Below are 23,798 nucleotides of genomic sequence, written 5' to 3'. Positions count from 1 at the left end.
CTGAGGAACGCTCGTCGGAGCTGCTCGTGATCGCGGCCAGTAAGCCTGACCTGCGCCGATCTCGGACATCTGCTGTTCCTGCTTGCGGCGACGCGGCGCTGACCCGACGTGCGCGCAGGGCCAGCCGGCTGCCCGCGGTGGTGGCGCAGTGGAGCCGAACCCGCAAGCGCTACGAGCGCCAAAGCGTGCTCGCGGAGCCGGACGAGCAGGAGTGTCTCGCCGACAGCGAGGTACGCCAGCGGCGCCGGGAGCGCGACGCCCAGCGCGGCGATTGTCCCCTCCACAGATCTTGTCAGGCCGCGCGGAACTGGGCGTAGCGTTCTTCGAGTCGGCTTCGGTCGGGTTGGTCGGCGTGCCGGTGGGGCAGTTGCATCAGCGGCCTGGCGTGGTGCTCTTGCAGCCCATGGAGCAGCATCGGGCCGTCCAGCTCGTCGAGAAGACGGTGGTGGATCTCGATGATGTAGTCCGGACGGATGCCGAGGATGTTCTGGTCGTAGGCGGCATGGTGGATCTTGCACAGTGCGAGACCGTTGGGCACGACTGGCAGGCCGCGCGGGTCGCCGTCGGGAATGATGTGCGCGGCGTCGAGCAACTCGCGGTGGCCAAGTGCGCACACGGCGCAACGCGTCTCGTACGCGAGCATCACCCGGCTGGCGAACATGACGGGTCACACCCTCACCTCCACCTATGCGATCGCGGCGATGCCCGTCGAGAACCTGACCCCGAGAATCGAGGCCCGTGTTGTCGAGGTGCAGTTGTTGCTGGCCGACCCACGTCAACACCGCGTTCTTCCCTCGCGGGTACGGCCGTCAACTGGGCAGGCTGAGCGCTACGCGAAAGCCGATGCAGTCGAAGCGCGAGTCCATCGGGTCCTCGTGCCGGTGCGCGCAGTACAACGCGGTCAGGTCGGCCGTCTTGAACGAGCCACCGCGACAGATGCGGTTGTGCCGGACGTCGCGGATCATCGTCTCGTCGTAACTCATCCGCGCACGATCGAAGGCCACGACCTCGTCGAAGCGTTCCTCGCACCAGCACCACATCGACCCGGCCATGTCATAGAGCCCGAACCCGTTGGCGGCAAAGCTGGCGACGGGCAGCGGGGCGCCGTCCGAATTGCCGAAGTCGGCGTATCCGGCCGGCTCTGCATCGCCCCACGGAAAACGTGCACCGTCCAAGCCGCCGCGCGCCGCGTACTCGTACTCCGCGTCACGGACGAGGCGGTACGGCTTACCGGTTTCGCGCGCCAGCCACTGGACGTACGAGGTCGCGTCGATCCAGCTCACGAAACCGGCCGGTGCCAGCGGGTCACCGAATCGCGGATCGACCGAGAGTTCCTCGGCAATCGGGTAACGAGTGGCGCGAGCGAATGCGCGATACTCGCCCACCGTCACGGCGCGTGCCGCCAGCGCGAACGCGCCAACCGCACGCCTCGTCCGTTGCCACGGGTGCGGCAACGCCGCGCCGGCCGGGAACTGCGGCACGCCCATCCGCACCTCCCCGGCAGGGATCGCGACCATCTCCGGCTCGATCACGCGGTCTTGTTCGATCACGCAGCGGCCTTCGTTCGCCGGCGCGGGTCGAACGCCGCAAGGGACGGCGCCTCCCCGGTGGACATCAGCCCGGCCAGCAACTGACCGGAGACCGGGCCGAGGACCATGCCCCACATCCCGTGGCCACCGCACACGAACACCCGGCGTGACGAGGTCGCACCGACCAGCGGAAGCCCGTCCGCGGTGCATGGCCGCGCCCCTACCCACTCCTGGCGCCGCCCCGCCCAGTCCGCACCGTCGAGCAGTGCGGCCGCCGTCCGGCCGAGCGCGCGGCTGCGTCGGTCCCGGAACGGGTCGTCCGCGTCGGTGAACTCCATCATCCCGGCAACGCGCAACCGGCCATCCATCGGCGTGCACGCCACCCGCTGGCGCGGAAAGTACAGCGGGTGCGTCGGGGCCGGCTGCACGGCGACGCTGAAGCTGTACCCCCGCCCGGCCTGGACGGGCAGGCGCACCCCGAACGGGCGGCCGAGCCGGCCGAGCCACGCGCCGCTCGCGAGCACCGCGGCGTCATAGGGCGCGGCACGCTCGGCCGTAGTCACCAGCACGTGCGAGCCGTGATCGGTGACGTCGAGAACTTCGGCACCGAAACACAGGTCCGCGCCGCGAGTGCGGACCGACGCCGCAAGTTCCGTGACGAACGCCAACGGGTCCACGTATTGCTGCCCGTGCACCGCGATCGCAGCAGTCACCGGCGCCGCCAGGCAGGGCTCGATCGACCGCGCGTCGTCGCCGGTCAGCACGTCGAACTCGACCGGCTGACCTGCGTCGCGCATGCGTGCCAGCTCGTGCGCCATCGCATCGCGCTGACCCGGGGTCCGGAAGCACGCGAGCAGCGGGCTCGCCTCGGCCACCGTAAAGTCCACGCCCGCCTCGCCGAGTGCCTCGAACGCGGCGCGCGCCGATGGCGTGACAGCCGCGAAAGCCCGCATCGACTCGTGCCAGCGCGCACTGGTGCACTGCCGGGCCGACGCGGTGAGAAAGCGCCAGGGCGTCCGGTGCGGAAGCAGCGGTATCCGCACCGCGCCTGACGGCCGAAGCAGCGCGCCGATCGCGCTGCGCGCCGCGGCCGGGCCCGGCAACGGCTCGACCAGGCCCGGCACGATCCAGCCGGCGTTGCCGCGCGACGACCCGGCACCGACCTCGCCGCGGTCGTAGACCGTGACACCGGCGCCGCGCTCCTGCAGGAACCACGCCGTACTCAGCCCGGCCACCCCGGCGCCGATCACCGCGACGCGCTCGGGTGGGCGGCCGGCGCGCCCGGCACTCACGTCAGTCGGGCAAAACCGGTCTGAGCGACCGGCCCACGCAGCTGCGCCTCGACAGACTCCTGCGCAACGGCGGTGGCGAGCAGCCCGAAGACCTCGTGCACCGACTCGAGATACGCGTCGATCAGGTGGTCCTCGTGGGCGTACGAGGCATAGAACGCCTTACCAGCAAGGAAACCGCGCTCGAGCATGAGTTGCGTGTACAGGGTCGCCGTAGCCTGCGGATGGTGCTCGAACGCGAGATGGCTCAGTGGCGGAATGCCCGACACCTCGATCGCCAGCCCGCTGGTCGCCGCGGCCGAGCGCCAGCCCTGCTGCACTCGCACGCCGATCGCGGTCAGGCGTGCTCCTACGTCGAGCCGGCGGTGCTTGGTCAGCGTCGCGATCGCCGCCGTCGGGCCGATCAGTTCGGTCCAGTACGAGCTGCTGACGAACGAACGCTGCGCGGCCTCCATGACCGCGCCGATGCCGATCACGGCCGCCATCGGGTAGCCGTTGCTCAGTGCCTTGGCGAACACTGCGACGTCCGGATGCACCCCGAACGTCAGATGCGCCCCGCCGGTGTTCAGGCGCAGCCCGCTCGTCACCTCGTCGAAGATCAGGACGGCGCCGGACTCGGTGGCGATCCGCCGCACCTGCTCCAGGAAGCCCGGATCGGGGTTGTTGCCCCGCACCGGTTCCATCACGATGGCGGCGAGGTCGTGCCCGTGATCGGCAACGATGCGGCGTAGGTCGTCCGGCTGGTTGTAACGGAACGGCAGGGCAGTCGCCTGCAGCTCGCGCGGCACGCCGGCCGGATCGAGCCCGGGTAAGAGGTGGCCGTCGAGTTCGCGGCTGTCGGCGAGGTTCGCCGCGATGTACCAGTCGCTCCAGCCGTGGTACCCGCAGAACGCCACCGCGCTGCGTCCGGTCGCGGCACGCGCCAGGCGGACCGCGACCGACAGCGCCTCGCCGCCGGTGCGCGCGTAGCGCACCATGTCGGCCCACGGATGCAGTTCCACCAGCAGGTCGGCGAGGACGAGATCCTCGACGCAGTTGAGCGTCGACATCGAACCGCGCTCCACCGCCGCGTGCACGGCTGCGTTGACCTCGTCGTCGGCGAAACCCAGAACGCACGTCCCGACGCCGGTGATGCTCATGTCGAGATACCGGCGGCCGTCCAGGTCCCAGACCTCCACGCCCTTGGCGCGGGCGTAGAAGCGCGGCCACTGCCCGGGCGCGAACTGCTCGGGGCGCTTGCTCAGCAGCTGCGTGCCGCCCGGGATCCGGGCCAGCAGCCGGCGTTCGACGTCGACGCCGGCGGGGGATGAGGTCGCCTGCGCGGGTGAGCTCATGCGATGTGCCTTTCGACCGACCGGACTCGCCGGGGCGCGCGAGTGTCGCCTCGGGACCGAGGGAGGGATGTGGTGCGTGCCAGCGAGCAGTAGAGTAGCGCAATGTTTCAGTCTTCGGATGAATCGTGCCAACAGCTGGTACGGCAGGGGGAGGACTGGACGCAGGACATGAGCCCGACGAACGGGCTCACCGCAGGTTCGACGGAGGCGCAATGACGAGTGCGGAGACCAGCGACGGCGCCATCTACCCGATCCGCGCCGTCGAGCGCGTGTGCGACATCCTGGACATCCTGCATGACCAGGAACAGGGCGTCGCGCTGGCGGACGTGGCGCGCGAGGCCAAGCTCCCGAAGAGCTCGGCATACCGCTACCTGCTCGCCCTGGAGGGCCGACGGTACGTGCAGCGCGACGCCGAATCCGGCCTGTTCCGGCTGGGCCTGGCGTTCCGCCCGCAGCGCAGCCGGCAGATGGAGCTGTTCATCGAACGCGCCCAGTCGCAGCTGGAGCGGCTGCGCGACGACCTGAACGAGACGGTGAACATCGGCGTCCTGGACGGTGGCCAGATCGTGCACGTCGCGGTGGTCGAGTGTACCCAGATGATGCGTCTCGCGGCCCGGATCGGAGAGCGTTCACCGCTGCACGCGACCGCGCTGGGCAAGGTGATCGCCGCCCAGCTCGAACCCGAACGGGTCGCCGCGATCCTCGCCGCGGAAGGCATGCCGCCGTTGACGAACCGGACGCTGACCACCCCCGAGGACTTCCTCGCCGAGGTGAAGAAGGTCAAGACGACGCACTACGCGATCGACGACCTGGAGGCGCAGGACGACGGCCGGTGCGTGGCCGTCCCGCTGTTGGGGCTGCCGGTCGCGGCCGGACTCAGCGTCAGCGCACCGGCCAATCGACTGCCTCGCAACCTGGTGCCGGACGTCGTGCGCGCGCTGCGGGCAAGTGCCACCAGCCTCACCGACGGTTACCGGCGGCTGCCGACCTGAGCTGACGGCAGCCGAATTACCGCGGCGCATCCATGCGAGTGTTGACGGCGTCCGGCGCTTCCGGCTAACTTGACGTGGTTTCACCTAGTGAGTGGGCGGTTCCATTCGGCAGAACCGTCGCCGGCTGGACCACCGCGGGCTACCCGCGGCGCGGGCGCACTCGTAGCTCGCCGGTCGGACGTCGTGAAGGGATCACAGATGACAGGTACCCCGGTGCGGACGCACTCCGAGGCGTTCCGGCAGCGAGCCCTGATCAGCGTTCCCGGCGGCGTGAACTCCAACGTGCGCCTTTCGGCCCCGCCGGTCTTCTTCGCGCGTGGCGCGGGTGCGCGGCTCTGGGACGTCGACGACAACGAGTACATCGACTACGTGCTCGGCCAGGGGCCGCACTTCCTCGGTCACGCCAACGCGGCTGTCAACGAGGCGGTCAGTGACGCGTGCACTCGCGGGATGCTGTTCGGCGGCCAGAACGCGCTGGAGGTGCAGGCCTGCGAGCTGACCCTCGCCGCCCTCGGCTGGGCCGACATGATCCGGCTCGGGATGACGGGTACCGAGTGCGTCCAGGCAGCCTTGCGGGCCGCGCGTGCCGCGACCGGGCGATCGACGTTCGTGCACTTCGAGGGTCACTACCACGGCTGGCTCGACAACGTCCTGGTGCATACGTCCGGGCAGCAGTCGGGCGTCGCCAGCGCAGGCCAGTTGAGCAGCCACCTCGCCGACAGCCACATGCTGCCGTGGAACGACGCCGAGGCGTTGGCCGCGCTGCTGAGCGTCTCGGGCGACACCATCGCGGCGGTGATCATGGAGCCGATGATGGTCAACGCGGGCGGCATCGAACCGTTGCCGGGCTACCTGCAACGTGTCCGCGAGCTGTGCGATCAGCATGGCGTGGTGCTGATCTTCGACGAGGTCATCACGGGCTTCCGGATCGCCCTCGGCGGTGCGGCCGAGAAGTACGGCGTCACGCCCGACCTGGCGACGTACGGCAAGGCGATGGCCGGCGGCTGGCCGGTGGCCGGCCTCGCCGGCCGCCGCGACCTTATGGAGCCGTTCGGGACGGGGGTCGTGAACCATTCCGGGACCTTCAACGGCTCCGTCATGGCGGCCGCAGCCGTCGTCGCCACGCAGCAACTGCTGCAGTCCGATCCGCCGTACGAGCGCGTCGACGCGTACGGCACCGAACTGATGGCGCAGCTGGCCAAGCTCGCCGAGCGATACGAGATCCCGTTGCGCGTGCAGGGCGTCGCGGCCGCCTTCCACGTCAGCTTCGGTGACCCCGCGCCGGTGCGCGACCTGCGCAGCCTGGACCGCCTCGACCTCGACCGGTACGCCGGCTTCGCCACGCGCCTGGCCGACCACGGGCTGTGGCTGGCGCAACGCGGCATCTGGTACGTGTCGGCCGCACACGGCGAGCAGGAACTCACCGACACCGTCGAGCGAGTCGAGGCGGCGCTCGCCGAGCAACTGCCATGACCGGACGGGTCGGGATAGTCGGTGTCTGGCACGAGACCAACACATACTCCGCTCGCGCCACCACCCTCGCCGACTTCGAAGCCTTCGAGCTGCGCACCGGCGATGCTCTCGAGGCACACAATCGCGGCATCGGCACGGTGATCGGCGGGTTCTACGACACGCCTGACGTCGACCTGGTGCCGGTGTTCTCGGCCGGCGCGTGGCCCTCCGGTCCGGCCGAGCCCGAAGCGATGGCGCGGATCCTCCAGGACGTGCACGACGAGCTGCGTCGGGCGGGCCCCCTGGACGCGGTGCTGCTCAACCTGCACGGCGCGATGGTGGCCGTCGGCACGGCCGACGTCGAGGCGGCCGTTGTCGCCACGGTGCGCGACGTCGTCGGTGACGTGCCGATCGGGGCGGTGCTGGACCTGCACGCCAACCCGTCACCCGCGCTCGTGGAGAACTGCGACGTCCTCGTCAGCTACGACACCTATCCGCACGTCGACATGCGAGAGCGCGGGCGCGAGGTCGGCGGCCTCGTCACCCAACTGCTCGCCGGGCGGCAGCTGCGCACCAGCGTGCGCAAGGTGCCGTTGCTCGTCTGTCCACTCGCGCAGGCAACCGAGAGCGGCCCGATGCGGCGGGTGCAGCAGGCCGCGGCGGCGCGCGCCGCCGCGGCCGACCTGGCCCGCCTCTGCGTCGTCGGCGGGTTCGCCTACAGCGACGTCGACCGCGCCGGGATGAGCGTGCTCGCGGTGCACGACGCCGACTCCGCGGCGGCAGCCGATGCGGTGCTCGACGCCACGGTGGCGGACATCGCGGAGCACGCCGGTGAGTTCGCGGTGGCGAGGGACGATGTCAGGACGGCGGTCGCGCGCGCGATCGCATCGACCCGGCGACCGGTCTTTCTGGCCGACGTCGCCGACAACGTCGGCGGAGGCAGTCCCGGAGACGGCACCGCGCTGCTGCGCGAACTGCTGGCGGTCGGGGCGACCGGTGCAGTCGTGACCATCGCCGACCGCGAGGTCGCCCGGCTCGCCGAACGGCTCGGCGAGGGGGCCGGTATCGACACCGTGCTGGGCGCCAAGACCGACCGGATGCACGGCGAACCGCTGCGGGTCTCGGGACGGGTGGAGCGGATCAGTGACGGGACCTACCGCACCACGGGCTACTACATGACCGGCCAGACGTTCTCGATGGGCATCACAGCCGTGTTGTCGATCGCCGGCAACACGGTCGTGGTGACCGAGACGGCCGTGCCGCCGTTTCATGCCGAGCAGCTCTCGTCCGTCGGTGTCGACGTGCGCGCCGCCTCGATCGTGGTGGTCAAGGGAGCGTTGGCCTGGCGCGGGGCGTACGAAGACGTCGCCGGGGAGATCATCGAGGTGGCAACACCCGGCGTGTGCCCGGTGGACGTGTCGACCCTTCCCCGGCTCAGCGAACCGATGTCGGTGTAGCGGCCGATGGTGCCGTCGGCTGTCGGTAGCGCGGGCGCGTCGGTGCTGCTGTGCCGGGGCTGCACGGCGACCCGGGAACGGGGATCGCTCGACTACCGGTGCCACATCTGTGGCGGCGAATTCGTCGTGCGCATCGGCGAGCCACGGTCCGGTCCGGCCTACTCCGACGTCGGGATGTGGCGCGACTCGGCCTGGCTGCCGGTCGACGATCGCGGTGCCGTGGTGTCGCTCGGCGAGGGTGACACGCCGGTGGTCGACCTCGACGCCGCCGCGGAGCTGCACATCGGCTCTGTCGCGATGAAGTGCGAGCACCTCAATCCGACCGGATCGTTCAAGGACCGGATCGCCTCGGTCGCTGTGTCGCTCGCGGTCGAGCGCGGCGTGACCGGGCTGGTGGGCACGTCCTCGGGTAACGGGGGTGCCGCCGCGGCCGCGTACTGCGCGCGGGCCGGCCTCGCGCTGACTTTGTTCGCGCTCAGCGACGTCGTGCCGCAGAAGCTGCTCCAGATCAGGGCCTTCGGCGCCCGCGTGTTCCTGGTCGACGGCCTGGGACACGACGCCACCGCCACCGAGACGGCCGCCACGACGATCTCGCAGCACGCGGCGGCGGCGGGCCTGTTCCCCTTCCTGACGGGTGGCCGCTACTCCCCGGAGGCGATGGAGGGCGCCAAGACGATCGCGCACGAGATCGCCCGCCAGCGGCCGGAGACGACCGTGGTGTACGCGCCGGTCGGCGGCGGCGGGCTGCTGGCCGGGCTCGGCCGCGGATTCGCGGAGGTCGCGCGCTCGGGTCAGCGGGTTCCGCGCCTCGTCGCGGTCCAGCCGAAGGGTTGCGCCACGCTGGCTGCTGCCCTGCGCGGCGACATGCGCGGCCTGTCCGGCGACTGTGACACCACGATCTCGGGACTGCAGGTGGCGCAGCTGTTCGACGCCTTCGGCGCGGTGGACGCGATCGACGCCGGTAACGGGCACGTCATCGAGGTGAGCGACGCGCAGGTGCATGCCGCACAGGCCGTCCTTGCCCGCTCCGACGGGCTGCTGGTCGAGCCCGCCGGGGCGACGGCTTACGCCGGCGCGCGGGCCGACGCCGAACGCGGCGCGCTCGATCCGGCCGATCGCGTGATCGTCATCGGTACCGGCGCCGGCTACAAGGACACCGGCGCGCTCCAACAACTGGCCGGGCTCGAGGCGCTACCGCGCGTGGGCCCGGCCCGGATTCGCGAGGTGCTCGATGGTCATGCCTAAGTCTCCGGCCGGAACCTTCTCGCTCAACGGCAAGGTCGCGATCGTCACCGGGGGAGCGGGGCTATACGGGCAACACATCGCCGAGGCGCTGGCGGGGGCCGGCGCCCACGTCGTGCTGGCGGCACGCGGTGTCGACGCCTGCGAGACCGTCGCTCGCGACCTTCGGCAGCGCGGCTTCGGAGCGGATTCGGCCGAGCTGGACCTGACGTCGGAGGAGTCGATCGTCCGGCTGCGCGACACGGTGGTTGCCCGGCACGGCCGCATCGACATCCTGGTGAACAACGCGGTCGCGCGGGGCGGCGGAACGGTCCGCGACACCACGGCGGCGGATTGGACGGCGACGTCCACCGTCAACTCGTTGGGTACGTTCCTGATCAGTCGCGAATGCGGCGAGCAGATGATCGCGCAGGGCTCCGGCGTGTTCGTCAATATCGCATCGATCTACGGCATGGTCGGGCCGGACTTCTCGATCTACGGGGACACGGGAATGACCAACCCGGCGTTCTATGCCTACGACAAGGGCGGCCTGATCAACTTCACCCGCTACCTCGCCATGGCCTATGCACCCTACGGGATACGGGCGAACTGCATCAGCCCCGGCGGCCTGGCAACGCCGGACCAGCCCGCGGAGTTCGTGGCCAACTACACCGCGGCCGTGCCGCTCGGACGGCTCGCCGGACCGGAGGACATCAAGGGCCCGGTCGTGTTCCTCGCCTCGGCGGCGTCGGCGTACGTCACCGGAGTGAACCTCCCGGTCGACGGCGGTTGGACGGCCAAGTAGCGCTCAGCCGACGTCGACCCAGCGGTGCTGCATCGCCGATCGCCGCAGCGCATCCGCGACCTTCAGCGCCGCCAGTCCGTCGGCGACGTCCACGACCGGCTCGGCCGTTCGCGCCGCTACCGCGACGAAGTGCGCGGCCTGTGCACGGAAGGCGTCGTCGCGCGATTCGACGTCGTACTCGACGGTCTCGTCCGCGTCGGGACGACGGACGCGGACCTCACCGCGGGGCACGTCGACCTGCACGGTGCCCCGGTCGCCGACGATCGTGAACCCACGTGTGCCCGGCGACTGCACGTAGTCCAGGTGCGCCGTGCCCGTAGTGCCGTCGGCCAGCCGCAGCACCACGTCGACCACGTTCGGATCCTGCATCAGGTCCAGGGTGCCGGCGGCGCGCGCCAGCGCGAACCCGCCGGTGATCGGGGCGAGCAGCCAGCGCAGGTAGTCCCATTCGTGGCTGTAGTCGCGGAACAGGGCGCCGTAGCCGGATCGATCGAAGCGGTTCCGTGCCACCTGCAACGTCTCGTAGGCCCCCAGCATCACCTGGAACGAGACGGGGAGGCCGATCGTGCCGACGTCGAGCAGGGCCCGCACGCGGTGCAGACAGCGCACGTGACGCAGTACGTACCCCATCAGGACCGGGGTGCCGGTCGCAGTTGCGGCACCTGCGATCAGTTCGGCCGCCTCGACCGTGTCGGCGATCGGTTTCTCGAGCAGGACCGGGACGGATCGTTCGCAGGCGGCGAGTGCGGCTTCGGCGTGGACCTCGTCCGGTGACGCGACGACGAGCCCGTCGACTCCCGCATCCAGCAGCGCGGCGAGGGTGGGCACGACACGCACCACCGGCCCGAGCCGCGTCGCGAGGTCGGCCGGACTCGCCACGGCGTCGTGCACCACGACCTCGACGCCTGCCAGCTCGCCGAACACCCGGGCGTGCCGGGCCCCGATCGAACCGACGCCGGTGACACCGATGACGGTCACGGCAGCAGCGGCGGCGGTAGTTGTTGCCGGTCCAGCGCGGCGACGGCGGCGTCGAGATGCGCGAAGGCGTCGTCGAGCACCGGCGTTCCGTGCCCGGGCAGCAGCACGTCCGGCCGAAGCGCGGCGACGCGGCGCAGGCTCGTGGCGAGTTGGCGCAGGTCGGTGTCCGGCGTGCCGAGTACGGCGACCCGCCCGCGCGAGAACACCAGGTCACCGGAGAACAGCACGGTGCGCCCGCCCAGCTGGGCAGCGAAGCACAGGTGCCCGGCCGCGTGGCCCGGCGTGGCGATGATCCGGAGCTCGATACCGCCGACGCGCACAATGTCGCCGTCGTCGATCTCGTGCACCTCGCCGGCCTGCAGCCGCACCGGTGGCGGATAGAGGCCGGCGGCGCGGGCCACGGTGAGCCCGGCCGCATCCTCGTCCCCGCGACGCAGGATGTCCGCCGTGACCGGGGCGGCAAGCACCTGCGCCCCGAGCAGCTCGGCCAGCGAGCTCGCGCCGGCGGCATGGTCGGGGTGGGCATGGGTGAGCAGGATCCGCGACACGGTGCCGCCCGGGACCCCGGCGTCGTCGATGTGCTGGGCGATCCGCTCGCTCGCCAGGCCGCAGCCGGCGTCGACGAGCACCGCGTCGTCGCCGTCGTGGACCAGGAAGACGTGGCTGTCGTCGCGGTCGCTCAGACCGAAGCCGAGCCAACCACTGCCGACCAGGTGAACGCCCGGGAGCAGCCTCATCCGGGCATGCTCGCACTCGGCGCATACGCGTCGGGGACCGCTGCCGGCGCGAGGTCCGACCGCACGGCTTCGACGTTCCCCGTCATCGTGCTGAGCTCGGCAGCGGCGAGGGTGCCGCAGACCAGTCGCGACTCGCGGTAGCTGTACGGCCAGACGGCGGTGCCGGCGACCGCGGCGACGAACGTCGAGATCTCGTCGAGGTAGACGGCTTCAAGGGTGCCGGCCCAATCGCAGATCTTGCGCGAGTCCTCCAGGCCGCGGCTCGGGAGCTGCCGGTCGACGAGGCCGGTGAGCAGGTCGAAGTGCACCATGCCGTTCTCCCCGGCCGCCCACCCGCGACGCGCGACCTGCGGCGAGGCCATCAGCACGGTGAGCTGCCCGGCGGCACCGGCTTCGGTCCGGTACTGCAGGCTGAAGGTGTCCTCGGTGTCCGAGGCGCGGCTTCCGCGCTGCTGCACCAGCCCGGACACGCTCGCTGCCGGCCCGAAGATGTGCTGCAGGGCGATCAGCTCGAACGCGGTCATCTCCCGCGCCGGGGCCGTCGAGCGATGGCGCGCGTAGTACTCGCTGCCCTCGCCCGGATGCCAGGACGCCGCGTCGACCGAGAGCACGTAACCGAAGGCGTGCAGTTGTCCCAGCTCCTCGGCGACGATGCGCGCGACCTCGCGCACCACGGGCTGGAAACGCAGCGTTGCCGAAGGTGCCGCGACGAGACCGGGGTGCGCCGCCTGCGCACGTTCGACCAGGTCCAGCTCGAACGGCCAGATGTCCGCCTCGCAGAACACGTGTTTGCCCGACTCCAGTGCGGTGCGGACGAACTGCTGGTGCAGGTGTGGCGGCGTCGAGATCACGAACGCGTCGGGCTCGAGCGCGAGCGCCTCGTCCAGGTTCGCGACGCCGGGTATGCCGAATCGATCGAGCGCGGCGGCGCGGCGGTCCTCGCGGGCATCGAGCAGCCAGATCGAGGTGGGGGAGCCGGCGTGGTCCGGGCCGCGGAGGTCGCGCATGCGTCGCGTACCCATCGAGCCGCCGCCGATCTGCAGAATGCGCATCGCCATCGTCTCCAGCACGTCGTTGGTGATCGGTGAACTAGTAAGAGAGCCAGCCGCCGTCGACGAGGATCGTCTCGCCCGTGATGAAGCCGGCACCGTCCGAACACAGGAAGGCGACGACGGAGGCGACGTCCTCGGGTGTCCCGCGGCGCCCGAGCGGAGTGTCGCGGAGCCAGGCCCGGTCCGGCCCCGCGGCAGGGCTCCGGCCAGCACTGTTGGTAGCACCGACGACGATGTCGCCCGGCGCGACGCCGACGACGCGGACGCCCGTCGGCGCGAGCTCGAACGCCATGCCGCGGGTGAGCCCGACCAGGCCCGCCTTGGATGCTACGTAGGCGCTGGCGTCGCGTTGCGCGGCGTAGGCGGCGACCGACGAGACGTTGACGATGACGCCCGCGCCCCGGCGCGCCATGTCGCGAGCCGCGTCCCGTCCGCACCGGAACGCCGCCTTGAGGTTGACGTCGATGACCCGGTCGAGGTGCTCGTCGGTGAATTCGAGGAACGGGCCGGTCGCGGGGGCGCCGGTGACCCCCGCGTTGTTCACGAGGATGTCGATCCGGCCGTGGCGGCTCAGCACCGCGGCCACGAGGTCGCGGCACGCCGCGGCGTCGGCGAGGTCGGCACCGATACCGCTGATCGCCCGCCCTGGTGCGGCCAGTGCGGCTACGGCGGCGTCGGCGCGATCCTGTGTCGACTGACCGAGCACGACCGAGGCGCCGGTGTCGGCCAACCGGGCGGTGATCGCCGCGCCGATGCCGGTGCCACCGCCGGTAACCAGTGCGACCTGCCCGGCCAACGAGCCGGCCCGCTCGTTCGCGGTCATGATGTGCGACCCTGCGGGACCGGGCCGAGCATCGCGATCCCGTCCCCCGGCTCGACCTCCGCGCGGCGCCGCAGCATCATGACGGAACCGCGCCGCGGGCTGCGGATCTGCTGGATGCTGTTGCCCGTCTCGTCGAGGATTTCGGCGAGCAGCTGACCGGACTCGACCTGCTGGCCCGAGCGGACCCGGGTGACGCAATAGCCCCCGATCGAGCAGGCCAGCGAGGCATCGACGTTCCCGTCGTCGCCACGGAGAACGAGCGGTTCGGCCGGCGGCGGGTGCTGCGTCGACGTCAGGCCGAGCCAGGACAGCAGGCGCAGGAGGCCGTGCAGGTAGATGTCGAGATCGCTGCCGACCAGGCCGCCACCACCGCTGCCCTCGACGTAGAGCGACGCGACCCCGAGCTCCTCGGCAGCCGACAGCGAGCGGCCCGGCCCGGTCCCCCGGTGCTCCCACACGACGGGTGCCCCGAAGGCGTACGTGGCGGCTGCCGAACGCTCTCCGAGCGGCGCGTCGGCCACGTATCCGGCGAACACCGGCATCTCGTAACGCGCCCCGGCCGAGTGCAGATCGACGAGCAGATCGGCTCCCGCGATCACCTGCGTGCTCAGCAGGTCGGCGATCCGTTCGGTGACCTGCCCGTCCGGCCGGCCGGGAAACACCCGGGCCAGGTTCGCGCCGTCGGCCGGGCTGGTCCGCGACCGCGCGGCGAAGGCGAGCGGGTTGCTGACGGGGACGACCTTCACCCGGCCGCTCAGCGAGCCGGACGGCAGCGCGCCGAGGTGCGCGGTGAGCATGCGCGCGGCGAGAACACCCTCCAGCTCGTCGCCGTGGACCCCGCCGAGGACCGCGAGGGTGGGCCCGGCATCCGGCCCGAAGACATTGATCTCGAGGGTGTGCTCCCCGTCGAGATCGTGCTGCTCGATCACCCGAGGGTCGTGGCCGCCGGGCGGCTGTCGCGCAGCTCGGCCTCGAGTTCCCTGCCGAGCTCGAGGATCTTCGCCACGTGGACCCGGATCGATTCGTCGGCCTGGACGAGCGGCGCGCTGGTGGTGCCGTGGGCGATGACGCCGCGCTGCACGAGCGCTTCCTTGACGACTGCGAAGAACTGCGCCGAGAAGCTCGCGTACTCCAACGGGTGGAAGTACAGCTCGAGCAGCCGCATGATCAAGCCCTGCACCCTGGACGCGCCGGGCCAGTCGCCGGCGGCCACGCGGCGGATGAGCTCGACGTGGAACTGCGGGAACACGTTGGCCAGCCCCGCGATCGCGCCGTCGTAGCCGCCGAGGATCGCCCCGTCTATGCACTGCTCACAGCCGGTGTAGCGGACGAATCCCGGCAGGCCGCGCGTCGCCTCGGACACCGCCCGGCCGCGGACGAGATCGCCGGAGGAGTCCTTGACCGCGACGATCGTGCCGTCGGCGCCCAGCTCGGCGATGAGTTCGGCGGACAGCGACACGCCGACGCGCGTGGGAACCTCGTACGCCACGACGGGTGTGTCGACCAGCCCCGCGACGGTGCGGAAGTGGCCGCCGAGCTCCGTCTGCGACATCGCGAAACCGGCCGGTGCGGTGAGAAGCAGACTGTCCGCTCCGATCGCATCCAGCCGCTGCGCGTCTGCTCCGGCGTCCTTGGTGCCGTGCGCGACCACGCCGAGCATGATGTGGGCGCGGCCGCGGCAGTACGCCTGTGCGCGCGTTGCAACTTGGTAACGCTCGTCCGCGCTGAGTGCCACGGCTTCGCCCGATGACCCGAGCACCAGGAAGCCGTCGACGCCGGCCGCGATACCGAACTCGAGCAGCGAGTCGAAGGACTCCAGGTCCGGACTGCCGCTCGGGAGCAGGGGGGTGACGATCGGGACCAGAACCCCGGGCGCGGGCAGAGCCAGCCGGCTCGAACTCGCGGCCGGCCCCGGATCCGTGGGGCGCTCGACGTGGTTCGTCATGTCGTGTGCTGCTCCTCGAGGGTGCCGATAGATGCTGACGGCTGGGCCAACAAGTTTCATTCTATGAGACTGAAATGTTATTGCGTGAAACAGTATCTCGGGCGTTCTTTGGCAGTGTCAACAGCCTGGGCATTGGTGCTCGCGGCACAACGGCGCTCCCGCTTGCTTGAAAATGAAACTCGCATGTCGCCTGTTGACACGGTAGGTGGCGGGCGGACAGACTGCTGCCACCTCACGGCGGGCTGAGGGTAGGGGCCGCGCACCGGGTCGGCGCGGAAACCGGACACAGGAGGACAGCGTGGGTTCAGCAGTCGACACGCGCGAGCGGGTCACGCCGCTCGAGCCGCGCAGACGACTGCCCGGACGACTCTCGCGCCGGATCGACTATCTCAGCGAGCGCAAGTTCGCGGTGCTGCTGTTCCTGCCGGCCGGACTGCTGGTGGCGCTGGTGGCGGTGCCGCCGATCGCGGCCGTGTTCGGGATGAGCCTGTTCCGGATCGAACTGCTGCGCGACGGCCCGGACCGTTACGTCGCGCTCAAGAACTTCCACCGGCTCGTCGCGGACTCGAACTTCACCGCGTCGATCCCGCGCACGATGCTCTTCGCCATCGGCACGACGGTGCTCACCGTGCCGCTCGCACTGGCGACGGCGTTGCTGATGAACAAGGCCAAGACCCGCTACTCGGCGGGGTTGTCGGTAGCGCTCCTGCTGCCGTGGGCGATCGCGCCGATTGTGACCGGGTTCTTCTGGCGGTTCATGTTCCAGCCCAGCTTCGGCGTGATCACCAGCATCCTGCGCGCGCTCGGCATCGTGCACGGGCCGGTCGCGTGGTTGCAGGACCCGGGCAAGGCGTTCGGCATCGCGATCCTGGCCACGGCCTGGCGCTCCGCGCCGCTGCTGGCGCTGATCATGCTCGGCGCGTTGAAGTCGATTCCGCCGTCGTTGTATCGCGCGGCCGCGATGGACGGCGCGACCGGCCTGCAGGCGTTCCGTGCGGTTACGTTGCCGGCCATCCGGACCACGCTGTTCATCTCGACGATCCTGCAGATCATCATCTCGCTTCAGGTCTTCGACCTGCTGTTCCAGCTGACGCGTGGTGGACCCGGCCTGGAGACCACGACGGTCGCGTACTACATCTACAACGCCGCCTTCAACAATCTCAGTCTCGGCTACTCGGCGATGCTGGCGCTGTTCCTGATGGCGGTGATCATCGTCTTCAGCCTGGCGGCGGCCTACCTCGGCCGCAACCGCCGGCCGAAGGTCGAGGTCACCGACGACGAGCTCGTCGACATGCAGCTGCACGCGCTGCCGCAGAGTGCGGTGTCAGCGCTACCGCGAACCGACTACGCCGAGCCCAAGCGCCGTCGCCGGTTGGTGCCCGCGCGCGTGCGCCGGCTGGGAATGGGCGTGTCGGTGGTCCTGCTGCTCATCTGGTCGGTCGGGCCGACGCTGTGGATCCTCATTGCGAGCCTGCAGCCGGAGAGCGCGGTGACCTCCAGCCCGCCGACCCCGACGTGGCGACTGGACTTCAGCCACTACCGCGAGCTGTTCACCAGCCACGAGTGGATCTCCTCGTTCAAGGTCAGCTTCGTCGTCACGATCGCCACCACGCTGATCACGCTGCTGCTGGGTGCGCTTGCCGCCTACCCGCTGGCGCGGCTGCGCATCCGCGGCAAGAACGTGATCATCGGCCTGCTGATGTTCACCTACACAGTGCCGGCGCTCGTGCTGGCGATCCCGCTGCTGCTGGTCTACAACCATGTGGGCCTGACCGACACCATCCAAGGTCTGGTGATCGCCAACGTCGCCTTCTGCCTACCCCTCGCCATCTGGCTGCTCAAGGCCATCTTCGAGAACGTGCCGGAGGCACTGGAGAAGTCGGCTCGTATCGATGGCTGTTCCCGCATCGGCACCTTGTTCCGGGTCACCGTCCCGGCCGCGAGCTCCGGCATCGCTGCCACCGGCCTACTGCTCCTGATCAGTGTCTGGAACGAGTTCTTGTTCGCCGTCGTGCTCGGCAACCACGGTGCCGTCACGATCACGCGGCGGATCGGCTACATCAACTCGCCCACCGGAATCGGCGGCGAACCGCCCTACACGTACCAGGCGGCTGCCGGCATCGTCGCGGTGCTGCCGGTCATCCTGCTCGTCATGTTCTTCCACCGCCGGATCAGCTCCGGCCTCGCCGACAGCTACCTCAAGGGCTGACCCGTCACCTCGACGCGGCAGCCGTCCCAGAGCACTCAACGATCACGAAGGGCGCCGACATGACCGAAAGAGATCTGATCACGCACGTTGCATCCGTCAGTGGGTCCGGCGTCAGCCGGCGCGGTTTCCTGACCGCCGGCGCTCTCGCCACGCTCGGCGCCAGCACGCTGCTGGCCGCCTGCAGCAGCGACAAGAAGAGCAACAACGCCGACAAGAGCTCGAAGCCGGTCAAGACCGGACCGAACGCGTTCCAGGGCGTCACCCTCAACGTCGGCTGCAACCCCACCGGAGTCCAGCCGGCGCAGGCGGCGGGGGCGCTGTGGGCCGCCAAGACCGGCGGCAAGGTCAACGCCGTCGTGATCCCGTACGCCGAGCGAGCCACCGACTACGCGACGATGATCGTGTCCAAGGACCCGCATTTCGACGTCCTGTTCGGCTCGGTCGACTTCGTCTCCAACTTCGGTGACCGGATCTACGACGACCTGGGCGACCTGGGTGGCATCACCAAGGACCTCATTCCGGCGGCGCTGAACCAGCTGAAGAAGGGCGGCAAGCTGTACGCAGCTCCGCTGTTCGCGGACATGGAGTTCTTCATCTACAACAAGCAGGACTGGAAGGACGCCGGCCTGGACCCGGAGAAGGTACCGACGACCTGGTCCGAGCTGTACGACCTCGCGCCCAAGCTGAACACCGGGGGACGCGCCGCGAACGTCACGCCGTGGAACACCATCGGAGTTCCGTACTGGATCAGCATGTACAACTCCCTCGGCGGCCAGATGTTCAACGATGACAAGACCGAGGTCCTGTTCGACAACGACAAGGCGCTCAAGACCTGGCAGACGGTCGAGGACGGGTTCAAGAAGCAGTTCTTCGGGATCGCGGCGGCCAACGCGACCGGTGACGCGGACACCCAGCTCCTGTTCAACCAGAACCTCGGCGCGTCGGAGATCAACACAGCCGGCTTCTGGAGCCAGGTCCTCGGCTCGGATCCCGCCTTCAAGCTGAAGATCAAGAAGGAGGACGTCGGCGTCGTCATCATGCCCGGCATCGATCCGGGGACGTCCGGCAGCGTCATCGTTGCCGAGGGCCTCGGGGTGAACAAGTTCGGCAAGAACAAGGACGCCGCGCTCGACTTCGTGAAGTACACGGTGTCGCCGGACTTCCAGAAGCAACTGGTGCTCGGCAAGGCGGGCACCGTGCTGCCGACGAGCAGTATCTCGGTCAGCGGCGACAAGGACGTCGCCGCCTCGTTCCCGATCGCGCCGCTGCTCGCCGAGCAGTCCAAGCACCAGCTGACCTGGCCGGGCAACGCCCCGTTCAACTGGAACGCGCCGTTCCTGCTCGGCCTGACCAACATCTCCAAGGGGACTTGGGACGCGGCGAAGGCCCAGTCGGAAACCGTGAAGGCGGTAAAGAAGCTCGTCGTCGACTACATCGCCTCGAACTGAACGGGACCGGCGACGCCGCGGCTAGAACGAAAGGATCGATATGGAGTTCGGCATCGGCGTCGTCGGTGGGGGGTTCATGGGGCGAACCTGGTCCCAGGTCGCCCGAATGGCTCCGGGCACACCGCTGCGGGCGGTGGCCGGGGGCCGCCGAGCAGCCGGCCTGGCCGGCGACTACGGCGTCCCCGAGGAGAGCAGTGTCCAGGCCCTGATCGAGCGCGCGGACGTCGCCGCCGTGATCATCACCTCGCCACCCCGGGCCCATCGGGACCAGGTGGTGGCGGCCGCGCGCGCGGGCAAGCACGTGCTGGTGGAGAAGCCGATGGCACCGGACGCCGACGACTGCCGCACCATGGTCGCCGCCTGCCGCGACGCCGGAGTCAAGCTGGCGGTCGTCTCGCAGCACCGGTTCCGGAACGCACCGATGACGGCCAAGCAGGTGATCGACTCCGGGGCCATCGGCCAGGTGCGCATGGTGCGGGTCACCGGGGTCGACCACTGGTGGGACATGACCGAGACAGCGGACGAGTGGAAGCTCGACACCGAGCAGATGCGCGTGTTCGACGACTGGGGTGCCCACGGCTGCGACGTGCTGCGCTGGCTGGTGGGATCACGCGTGGTGACGGCCTTCGCGCAGGCGGCGCACTACAGCCGGACCGGTCCGGAGGCCCAGAGCGTGATGGCCCAGTACCGGTTCGAAGACGGTGTGCTGGCCAGTGTCTGGATGACATACGAGGTACCGCGGCCCGGGCTGGGATCGGCGTTGCAGTTCCTCGTCACCGGCTCGGAGGGGCTGCTCGACGTCGACGCCTACGGCGAGGTGCGGCTCGGCAAGGACGACAAGTGGGAGACGGTCTACAGCCAGCCGCCGTTCGACCCTCTCGATGCGGTGAACTCGGTCCGACTGGAGGCCTATCGCCGGGAACTGGACGATCTCGTCGCGGCGGTCGAGCACGGCACCGATCCACTGGTGAGCGGCTCGGAAGGCGTGCGGACGCAGCTCATGCTGGACGCCGTGGCGTTGTCCGCACGAAGTGGCGCCCCGGTGCAGATCGATCAGGAGGCCTGACATGAATAACGCAGCGTCGGTGCGGCTGGCGAAGGTCTCGCGGCGCTACGGCAAGGTCACGGTTCTGGACGAGATGTCCATCGAACTGCCCGAGGGCAAGTTCATCACGCTGCTCGGCCCGTCCGGCTGCGGAAAGACGACGACGCTGAACCTGATCGCCGGCCTGGACTCGCCCGACGGGGGTTCGATCTTCGTGGGCGACCGAGACATCACCAAGGTCCCGCCCAACGAGCGGGGCATGGCGATCGTGTTCCAGAACTACGCGCTGTACCCGCACATGAGCGTCTACGGGAACATGGCCTTCTCGCTGAAGCTGCTGCGGACGTCCAAGAGCGAGATCAAGCAACGGGTCACCGAGGTTGCGCGGATCCTCGCGATCGACCACCTGCTCGACCGGAAGCCGGCGCAGTTGTCCGGCGGCCAGCAGCAGCGCGTGGCGCTCGGTCGGGCGATGGTGAAGCGGCCGCGGGTGTTCCTGCTCGACGAGCCGTTCAGCAACCTCGACGCGGCGTTGCGTTCGCGCATGCGCACCGAGGTCAAGCGGTTGCACCTGAGCCTGGGCACGACGACCATCTTCGTGACCCACGACCAGGAGGAGGCGATGGGTCTGTCGGACCTGATCGCCGTGATGAGCGAGGGACGGGTCGTGCAGTACGGCTCGCAGCAGGAGATCTACAACCGGCCGGCCAACACCTACGTGGCAACGTTCATCGGCAAGCCGCGGATGAGCCTGGTCGCGGGCAGCCTCGCGCGGGACGGGGAGAACGTCGAGTTCGTCGGCGAGGACATCCGCATCGGGCTCGGCTCGGCGGCGGCGCTCGGGCTGCGCGACGGGGACTGGCCGAACGTGTTCGCGGGATTCCGCGCCGAGCACGTGTCGATCGCCGCCGGCGCCTACAGCTCGCCGATGACGTTCAAGGCTCAGGTCGAACTGCTCGAACCGACCGGCTCGGACACCTTCGTCGAGCTGGCAGTCGGCGGCACCAACGTCACTGCCCGGGTGGCGCCGGACCTGCCGATTGCGCTCGGTGACCACGTGGTCGCAGAGGTCAAACCCGGCTCGGTGCATCTGTTCGACGCGGTCTCGACCGAGCGAATCGCCCGATGACACCGGACGATCCGAGCGTCCTCATCTGGGACCCGATCCGCGACCTGGACTGGGTGTACGACCGTGAGCGTGAACTGCTGGCAGCCGAAGGGGTGGCCCTCGTGGTGCCGGACACCGAGCGCGCGAGCATCGAGCAGTTGCAGCGTGCCGACGTCCTCATCGTCTCCGGTCCGTTCCCGTCCGAGCTCTTCGCCCACCTGACCCGCTGCGCCGGCGTCATCTGCTACAGCGTCGGCATGGACGCGGTCGACGCCGCCGCTGCCGCGGCCGCCTCGATCCCGGTCACCAACGTGGCCGGCTACTGCACGGACGAGGTGTCCGATCACGCGATGGCGCTGCTGCTCGCGATCCAGCGCCGACTGATTCCCTTTGCCCGCAAGGCCGAAAGCGGTGAATGGAAGGTCTACTCCGGTCCCGACTTCTTCGGCATCCGGCGCCTGCGCGGTCAGACCGTGGGAATCGTCGGGCTTGGCCGGATCGGTAGCCAGGTCGCCGTCAAGTGCGCCGCCTTCGGGATGACCGTGCTCGCGCACGACCCGTATCTCGAGTCGTCACCGCTCGATTTCGTCCGGTTGTGTGGCCTCGACGACCTCCTGGGACGCAGCGAGGTCGTGGTCCTGTGCAGTGCGCTGACCGACTCGTCCCGGCGGCTGCTGGACGCCGCGCGGATCGCCACGCTACGACCAGGAGCAGTGATCGTCAACGTCGCACGTGGCGCATTGATCGACGAGGCCGCGTTGCTGGAGGCGCTGGCGGCCGGCCGGATCGGGGCTGCCGGGCTGGACGTGCGCGCTCAGGAGCCACCTCCTGACGACGACCCGCTGCGAGAACTGCCCAATGTCGTCCTGACCCAGCACATGGCGGCGACCTCGCAGGAGGCGCGCGACGACCTGCACGTCTTCGCCGCGCGGCGGGCGATCGAGCTGCTCGAGCGCGCGGGCCGCGCTCCGGCGCGAAGGGGTGCCTGATGCCCACGGCTGACCGCCAAGCGGTCATCGCACCGGGTGGATCGTTGCCTGCCGGGCCCTACTCGCACGCTGTGCGCAGTGGTGATCTGCTGTTCATCTCCGGGCAGGGCCCGTTCGACGAACACGGCCGGCCGCGCGGCGAGACGTTCGCCGAGAAGGTACGCGCGGTCTTCGACAACATCGCGGTCATCGCCGCGGCCGCGGGCGGCGACATTCACGACGCCGTCAAGATCGGCGCCTACATCGAGGACTACGGCAACTTCGCCGAATACAACGAGATCATGCGCAGCTACCTTCGTCCGCCGTACCCGGCGCGCACGACGGTTCCCGTGCCGACGCTCGGAATAGCCATCGAGATCGACGCGGTGGTCGCACTGCCGCCGAGCCGTCCCGAACACCGTCCGGGTGCGTCATGAAGGCCGGGCTCATCCTGCCTCAGGGCTGGTTCGGCGAGTTCGAGGGTTGGGACCCGCTGCGCGCCTATGACCGGATCATCGAGCTGGCGAAGCTCGCTGAAGGCCTCGGCATCGAGTCGTTGTGGACCGGGGAGCACGTGCTCACCAAGTGGGGCGGCGAGCAGGTGCTCTTCGAATGCGTCACGCTCACCGCCGCGCTCGCAGTCGAGGCACCGCGTGCCGAACTCGGATTCACGGTGCTCAACTCGACGTTCCGCAATCCGGCGCTCACTGCGAAGATGGCCTCGACGCTCGATGTGATCAGTCGCGGCCGGCTCACCCTGGGTCTGGGTTGCGGGTTCCGGGCCGACGAGGCCGACGCCTTCGGCTATGACTTCCTGCCGCTCAAGGACCGGCTGGCGACGCTGGCCGAGCATCTGGAGATCATCAGCAAGATGGTGACTGCCGACGAGCCGCCGGTCGAGTTCCACGGCAGGTACGCGACGGTCCGCCAGGTCGTCAACAACCCGCGGTCGGTGCAGCGGCCGCGCATCCCGATCTTGATCGGCGGACATGGGCCGAACGTCACCTTCCGACTCGCCGCCAAGTACTGCGACGAGATCAACCTGGACGTGCTGCCGGCCGCGACCGCGCAGGCGTGTGCCCTGTTGAGGCACCGGTGCGAGGAGATCGGACGCGACCCGCAGACCCTGGCGATCTCGATCAGCGTGCCGCCCAGCCTGGCCTGGCGCGGCCTGGCGAGCGGCGGGCAGCGGATGATGCGGCCGGACGAGATCGCGTTCACCGACGCCGCGTCGGCGTCGGACCTGCCCAGCCGGGCCGAAGCGTTCGCAACCTGGCAGGAGCAGGGCCTCGCACGTATCGTCGCGGGGGTCCCGGGTCTGGCGCTCAGCGACGATCCGCTGTACGCATTCATCGACGACTGCCGCGCGGCCGGGCTGGAGCTGGCGGGACAGCCGGTTTGATCAC

The 23,798-nt window shown here is 69.9% G+C and carries 22 protein-coding genes and 1 pseudogene; 13 read left to right on the top strand and 10 right to left on the bottom strand.

Translation table 11 applies throughout. The features are described from left to right. Window positions 1-36: 36 nt before the first annotated feature. Window positions 37-254 (top strand): annotated as a pseudogene (locus M6B22_RS22095) (DUF2293 domain-containing protein); the annotation flags it as partial. Between the two features lie 38 nt (window positions 255-292). Here M6B22_RS22095 and M6B22_RS05930 read toward each other — a convergent pair. From M6B22_RS05930 to M6B22_RS05915, 4 genes are all read right to left on the bottom strand, one after another. After that, window positions 293-661: an HNH endonuclease gene (locus M6B22_RS05930; protein WP_269444855.1), complete on the bottom strand. Its 369-nt coding sequence runs from the start codon at window positions 659-661 to the stop codon at window positions 293-295. A gap of 148 nt (window positions 662-809) precedes the next feature. Continuing rightward, entirely contained in the window at window positions 810-1,550 is a 741-nt protein-coding gene (locus M6B22_RS05925) for a formylglycine-generating enzyme family protein (protein ID WP_269444854.1), read from the bottom strand. Then, a complete protein-coding gene (locus M6B22_RS05920) occupies window positions 1,547-2,821 on the bottom strand; it encodes an NAD(P)/FAD-dependent oxidoreductase (protein WP_269444853.1) in 1,275 nt (424 codons plus the stop codon). The genes M6B22_RS05925 and M6B22_RS05920 overlap by 4 nt, the downstream gene beginning before the upstream one ends. Next, window positions 2,818-4,152, bottom strand: coding sequence for an aminotransferase class III-fold pyridoxal phosphate-dependent enzyme (locus M6B22_RS05915; protein ID WP_269444852.1), 1,335 nt, complete (start codon window positions 4,150-4,152; stop codon window positions 2,818-2,820). The genes M6B22_RS05920 and M6B22_RS05915 overlap by 4 nt, the downstream gene beginning before the upstream one ends. Before the next feature lie 212 nt (window positions 4,153-4,364). Here M6B22_RS05915 and M6B22_RS05910 point away from each other — a divergent pair, with 212 nt between their 5' ends. The 5 genes from M6B22_RS05910 (at window position 4,365) to M6B22_RS05890 (ending at window position 10,079) form a co-directional block, all read left to right on the top strand. Continuing rightward, complete coding sequence (locus tag M6B22_RS05910) at window positions 4,365-5,144, top strand: IclR family transcriptional regulator (protein WP_269444851.1); 780 nt, start codon at window positions 4,365-4,367, stop codon at window positions 5,142-5,144. Between the two features lie 198 nt (window positions 5,145-5,342). Further along, entirely contained in the window at window positions 5,343-6,617 is a 1,275-nt protein-coding gene (locus M6B22_RS05905; RefSeq protein ID WP_269444850.1) for an aspartate aminotransferase family protein, read from the top strand. Further along, complete coding sequence (locus M6B22_RS05900) at window positions 6,614-8,053, top strand: M81 family metallopeptidase (RefSeq protein ID WP_269444849.1); 1,440 nt, start codon at window positions 6,614-6,616, stop codon at window positions 8,051-8,053. Before M6B22_RS05905 ends, M6B22_RS05900 begins: the two co-directional genes overlap by 4 nt. Before the next feature lie 6 nt (window positions 8,054-8,059). Beyond that, window positions 8,060-9,298: a pyridoxal-phosphate dependent enzyme gene (locus M6B22_RS05895; RefSeq protein WP_269444848.1), complete on the top strand. Its 1,239-nt coding sequence runs from the start codon at window positions 8,060-8,062 to the stop codon at window positions 9,296-9,298. Continuing rightward, window positions 9,291-10,079: an SDR family NAD(P)-dependent oxidoreductase gene (locus M6B22_RS05890; protein WP_269444847.1), complete on the top strand. Its 789-nt coding sequence runs from the start codon at window positions 9,291-9,293 to the stop codon at window positions 10,077-10,079. The genes M6B22_RS05895 and M6B22_RS05890 overlap by 8 nt, the downstream gene beginning before the upstream one ends. Window positions 10,080-10,082: 3 nt before the next feature. Here the strand turns inward: M6B22_RS05890 and M6B22_RS05885 are convergent, their stop codons facing one another. Genes M6B22_RS05885 through M6B22_RS05860 form a run of 6 tightly spaced genes read right to left on the bottom strand, consistent with a single transcriptional unit; the run spans window position 10,083 to window position 15,614 of the window. Then, on the bottom strand, window positions 10,083-11,057 hold the full coding sequence (locus M6B22_RS05885) for a Gfo/Idh/MocA family protein (RefSeq protein WP_269444846.1): 975 nt from the start codon (window positions 11,055-11,057) through the stop codon (window positions 10,083-10,085). After that, on the bottom strand, window positions 11,054-11,794 hold the full coding sequence (locus M6B22_RS05880) for an MBL fold metallo-hydrolase (protein WP_269444845.1): 741 nt from the start codon (window positions 11,792-11,794) through the stop codon (window positions 11,054-11,056). The genes M6B22_RS05885 and M6B22_RS05880 overlap by 4 nt, the downstream gene beginning before the upstream one ends. Beyond that, a complete protein-coding gene (locus M6B22_RS05875) occupies window positions 11,791-12,852 on the bottom strand; it encodes a Gfo/Idh/MocA family protein (protein ID WP_269444844.1) in 1,062 nt (353 codons plus the stop codon). Before M6B22_RS05875 ends, M6B22_RS05880 begins: the two co-directional genes overlap by 4 nt. 31 nt (window positions 12,853-12,883) lie before the next feature. Next, window positions 12,884-13,669, bottom strand: coding sequence for an SDR family NAD(P)-dependent oxidoreductase (locus M6B22_RS05870; RefSeq protein ID WP_269444843.1), 786 nt, complete (start codon window positions 13,667-13,669; stop codon window positions 12,884-12,886). Next, entirely contained in the window at window positions 13,666-14,598 is a 933-nt protein-coding gene (locus M6B22_RS05865; RefSeq protein WP_269444842.1) for a succinylglutamate desuccinylase/aspartoacylase family protein, read from the bottom strand. Before M6B22_RS05865 ends, M6B22_RS05870 begins: the two co-directional genes overlap by 4 nt. Continuing rightward, window positions 14,595-15,614 (bottom strand): dihydrodipicolinate synthase family protein, encoded by a 1,020-nt coding sequence (locus M6B22_RS05860; protein WP_269444841.1) that lies wholly within the window; start codon window positions 15,612-15,614, stop codon window positions 14,595-14,597. Before M6B22_RS05860 ends, M6B22_RS05865 begins: the two co-directional genes overlap by 4 nt. A 298-nt stretch (window positions 15,615-15,912) precedes the next feature. Here M6B22_RS05860 and M6B22_RS05855 point away from each other — a divergent pair, with 298 nt between their 5' ends. From M6B22_RS05855 to M6B22_RS05825, 7 genes are read left to right on the top strand one after another with little or no spacing between them, the layout of a single operon-like run. Further along, window positions 15,913-17,823 carry an ABC transporter permease gene (locus M6B22_RS05855; RefSeq protein ID WP_269444840.1) on the top strand — a complete coding sequence of 637 codons (1,911 nt, stop codon included), beginning with the start codon at window positions 15,913-15,915 and terminating at the stop codon, window positions 17,821-17,823. A gap of 59 nt (window positions 17,824-17,882) precedes the next feature. Continuing rightward, complete coding sequence (locus tag M6B22_RS05850) at window positions 17,883-19,271, top strand: ABC transporter substrate-binding protein (RefSeq protein ID WP_269444839.1); 1,389 nt, start codon at window positions 17,883-17,885, stop codon at window positions 19,269-19,271. Between the two features lie 40 nt (window positions 19,272-19,311). Continuing rightward, window positions 19,312-20,337 (top strand): Gfo/Idh/MocA family protein, encoded by a 1,026-nt coding sequence (locus tag M6B22_RS05845; protein ID WP_269444838.1) that lies wholly within the window; start codon window positions 19,312-19,314, stop codon window positions 20,335-20,337. 1 nt (window position 20,338) lies between these two features. Beyond that, window positions 20,339-21,445, top strand: coding sequence for an ABC transporter ATP-binding protein (locus M6B22_RS05840; protein ID WP_269444837.1), 1,107 nt, complete (start codon window positions 20,339-20,341; stop codon window positions 21,443-21,445). After that, a complete protein-coding gene (locus tag M6B22_RS05835; protein ID WP_269444836.1) occupies window positions 21,442-22,413 on the top strand; it encodes an NAD(P)-dependent oxidoreductase in 972 nt (323 codons plus the stop codon). The genes M6B22_RS05840 and M6B22_RS05835 overlap by 4 nt, the downstream gene beginning before the upstream one ends. Then, window positions 22,413-22,829: a RidA family protein gene (locus tag M6B22_RS05830; RefSeq protein WP_269444835.1), complete on the top strand. Its 417-nt coding sequence runs from the start codon at window positions 22,413-22,415 to the stop codon at window positions 22,827-22,829. Before M6B22_RS05835 ends, M6B22_RS05830 begins: the two co-directional genes overlap by 1 nt. Further along, a complete protein-coding gene (locus tag M6B22_RS05825) occupies window positions 22,826-23,794 on the top strand; it encodes an LLM class flavin-dependent oxidoreductase (protein ID WP_269444834.1) in 969 nt (322 codons plus the stop codon). The genes M6B22_RS05830 and M6B22_RS05825 overlap by 4 nt, the downstream gene beginning before the upstream one ends. The last annotated feature ends 4 nt before the right edge of the window (window positions 23,795-23,798 follow it).

It is taken from the genome of Jatrophihabitans cynanchi (genome assembly GCF_027247405.1).
In the GTDB taxonomy this organism is placed as follows: Bacteria; Actinomycetota; Actinomycetes; order Mycobacteriales; family Jatrophihabitantaceae; genus Jatrophihabitans_B; species Jatrophihabitans_B cynanchi.
This window is presented reverse-complemented; position numbering and strand designations above follow the sequence as displayed.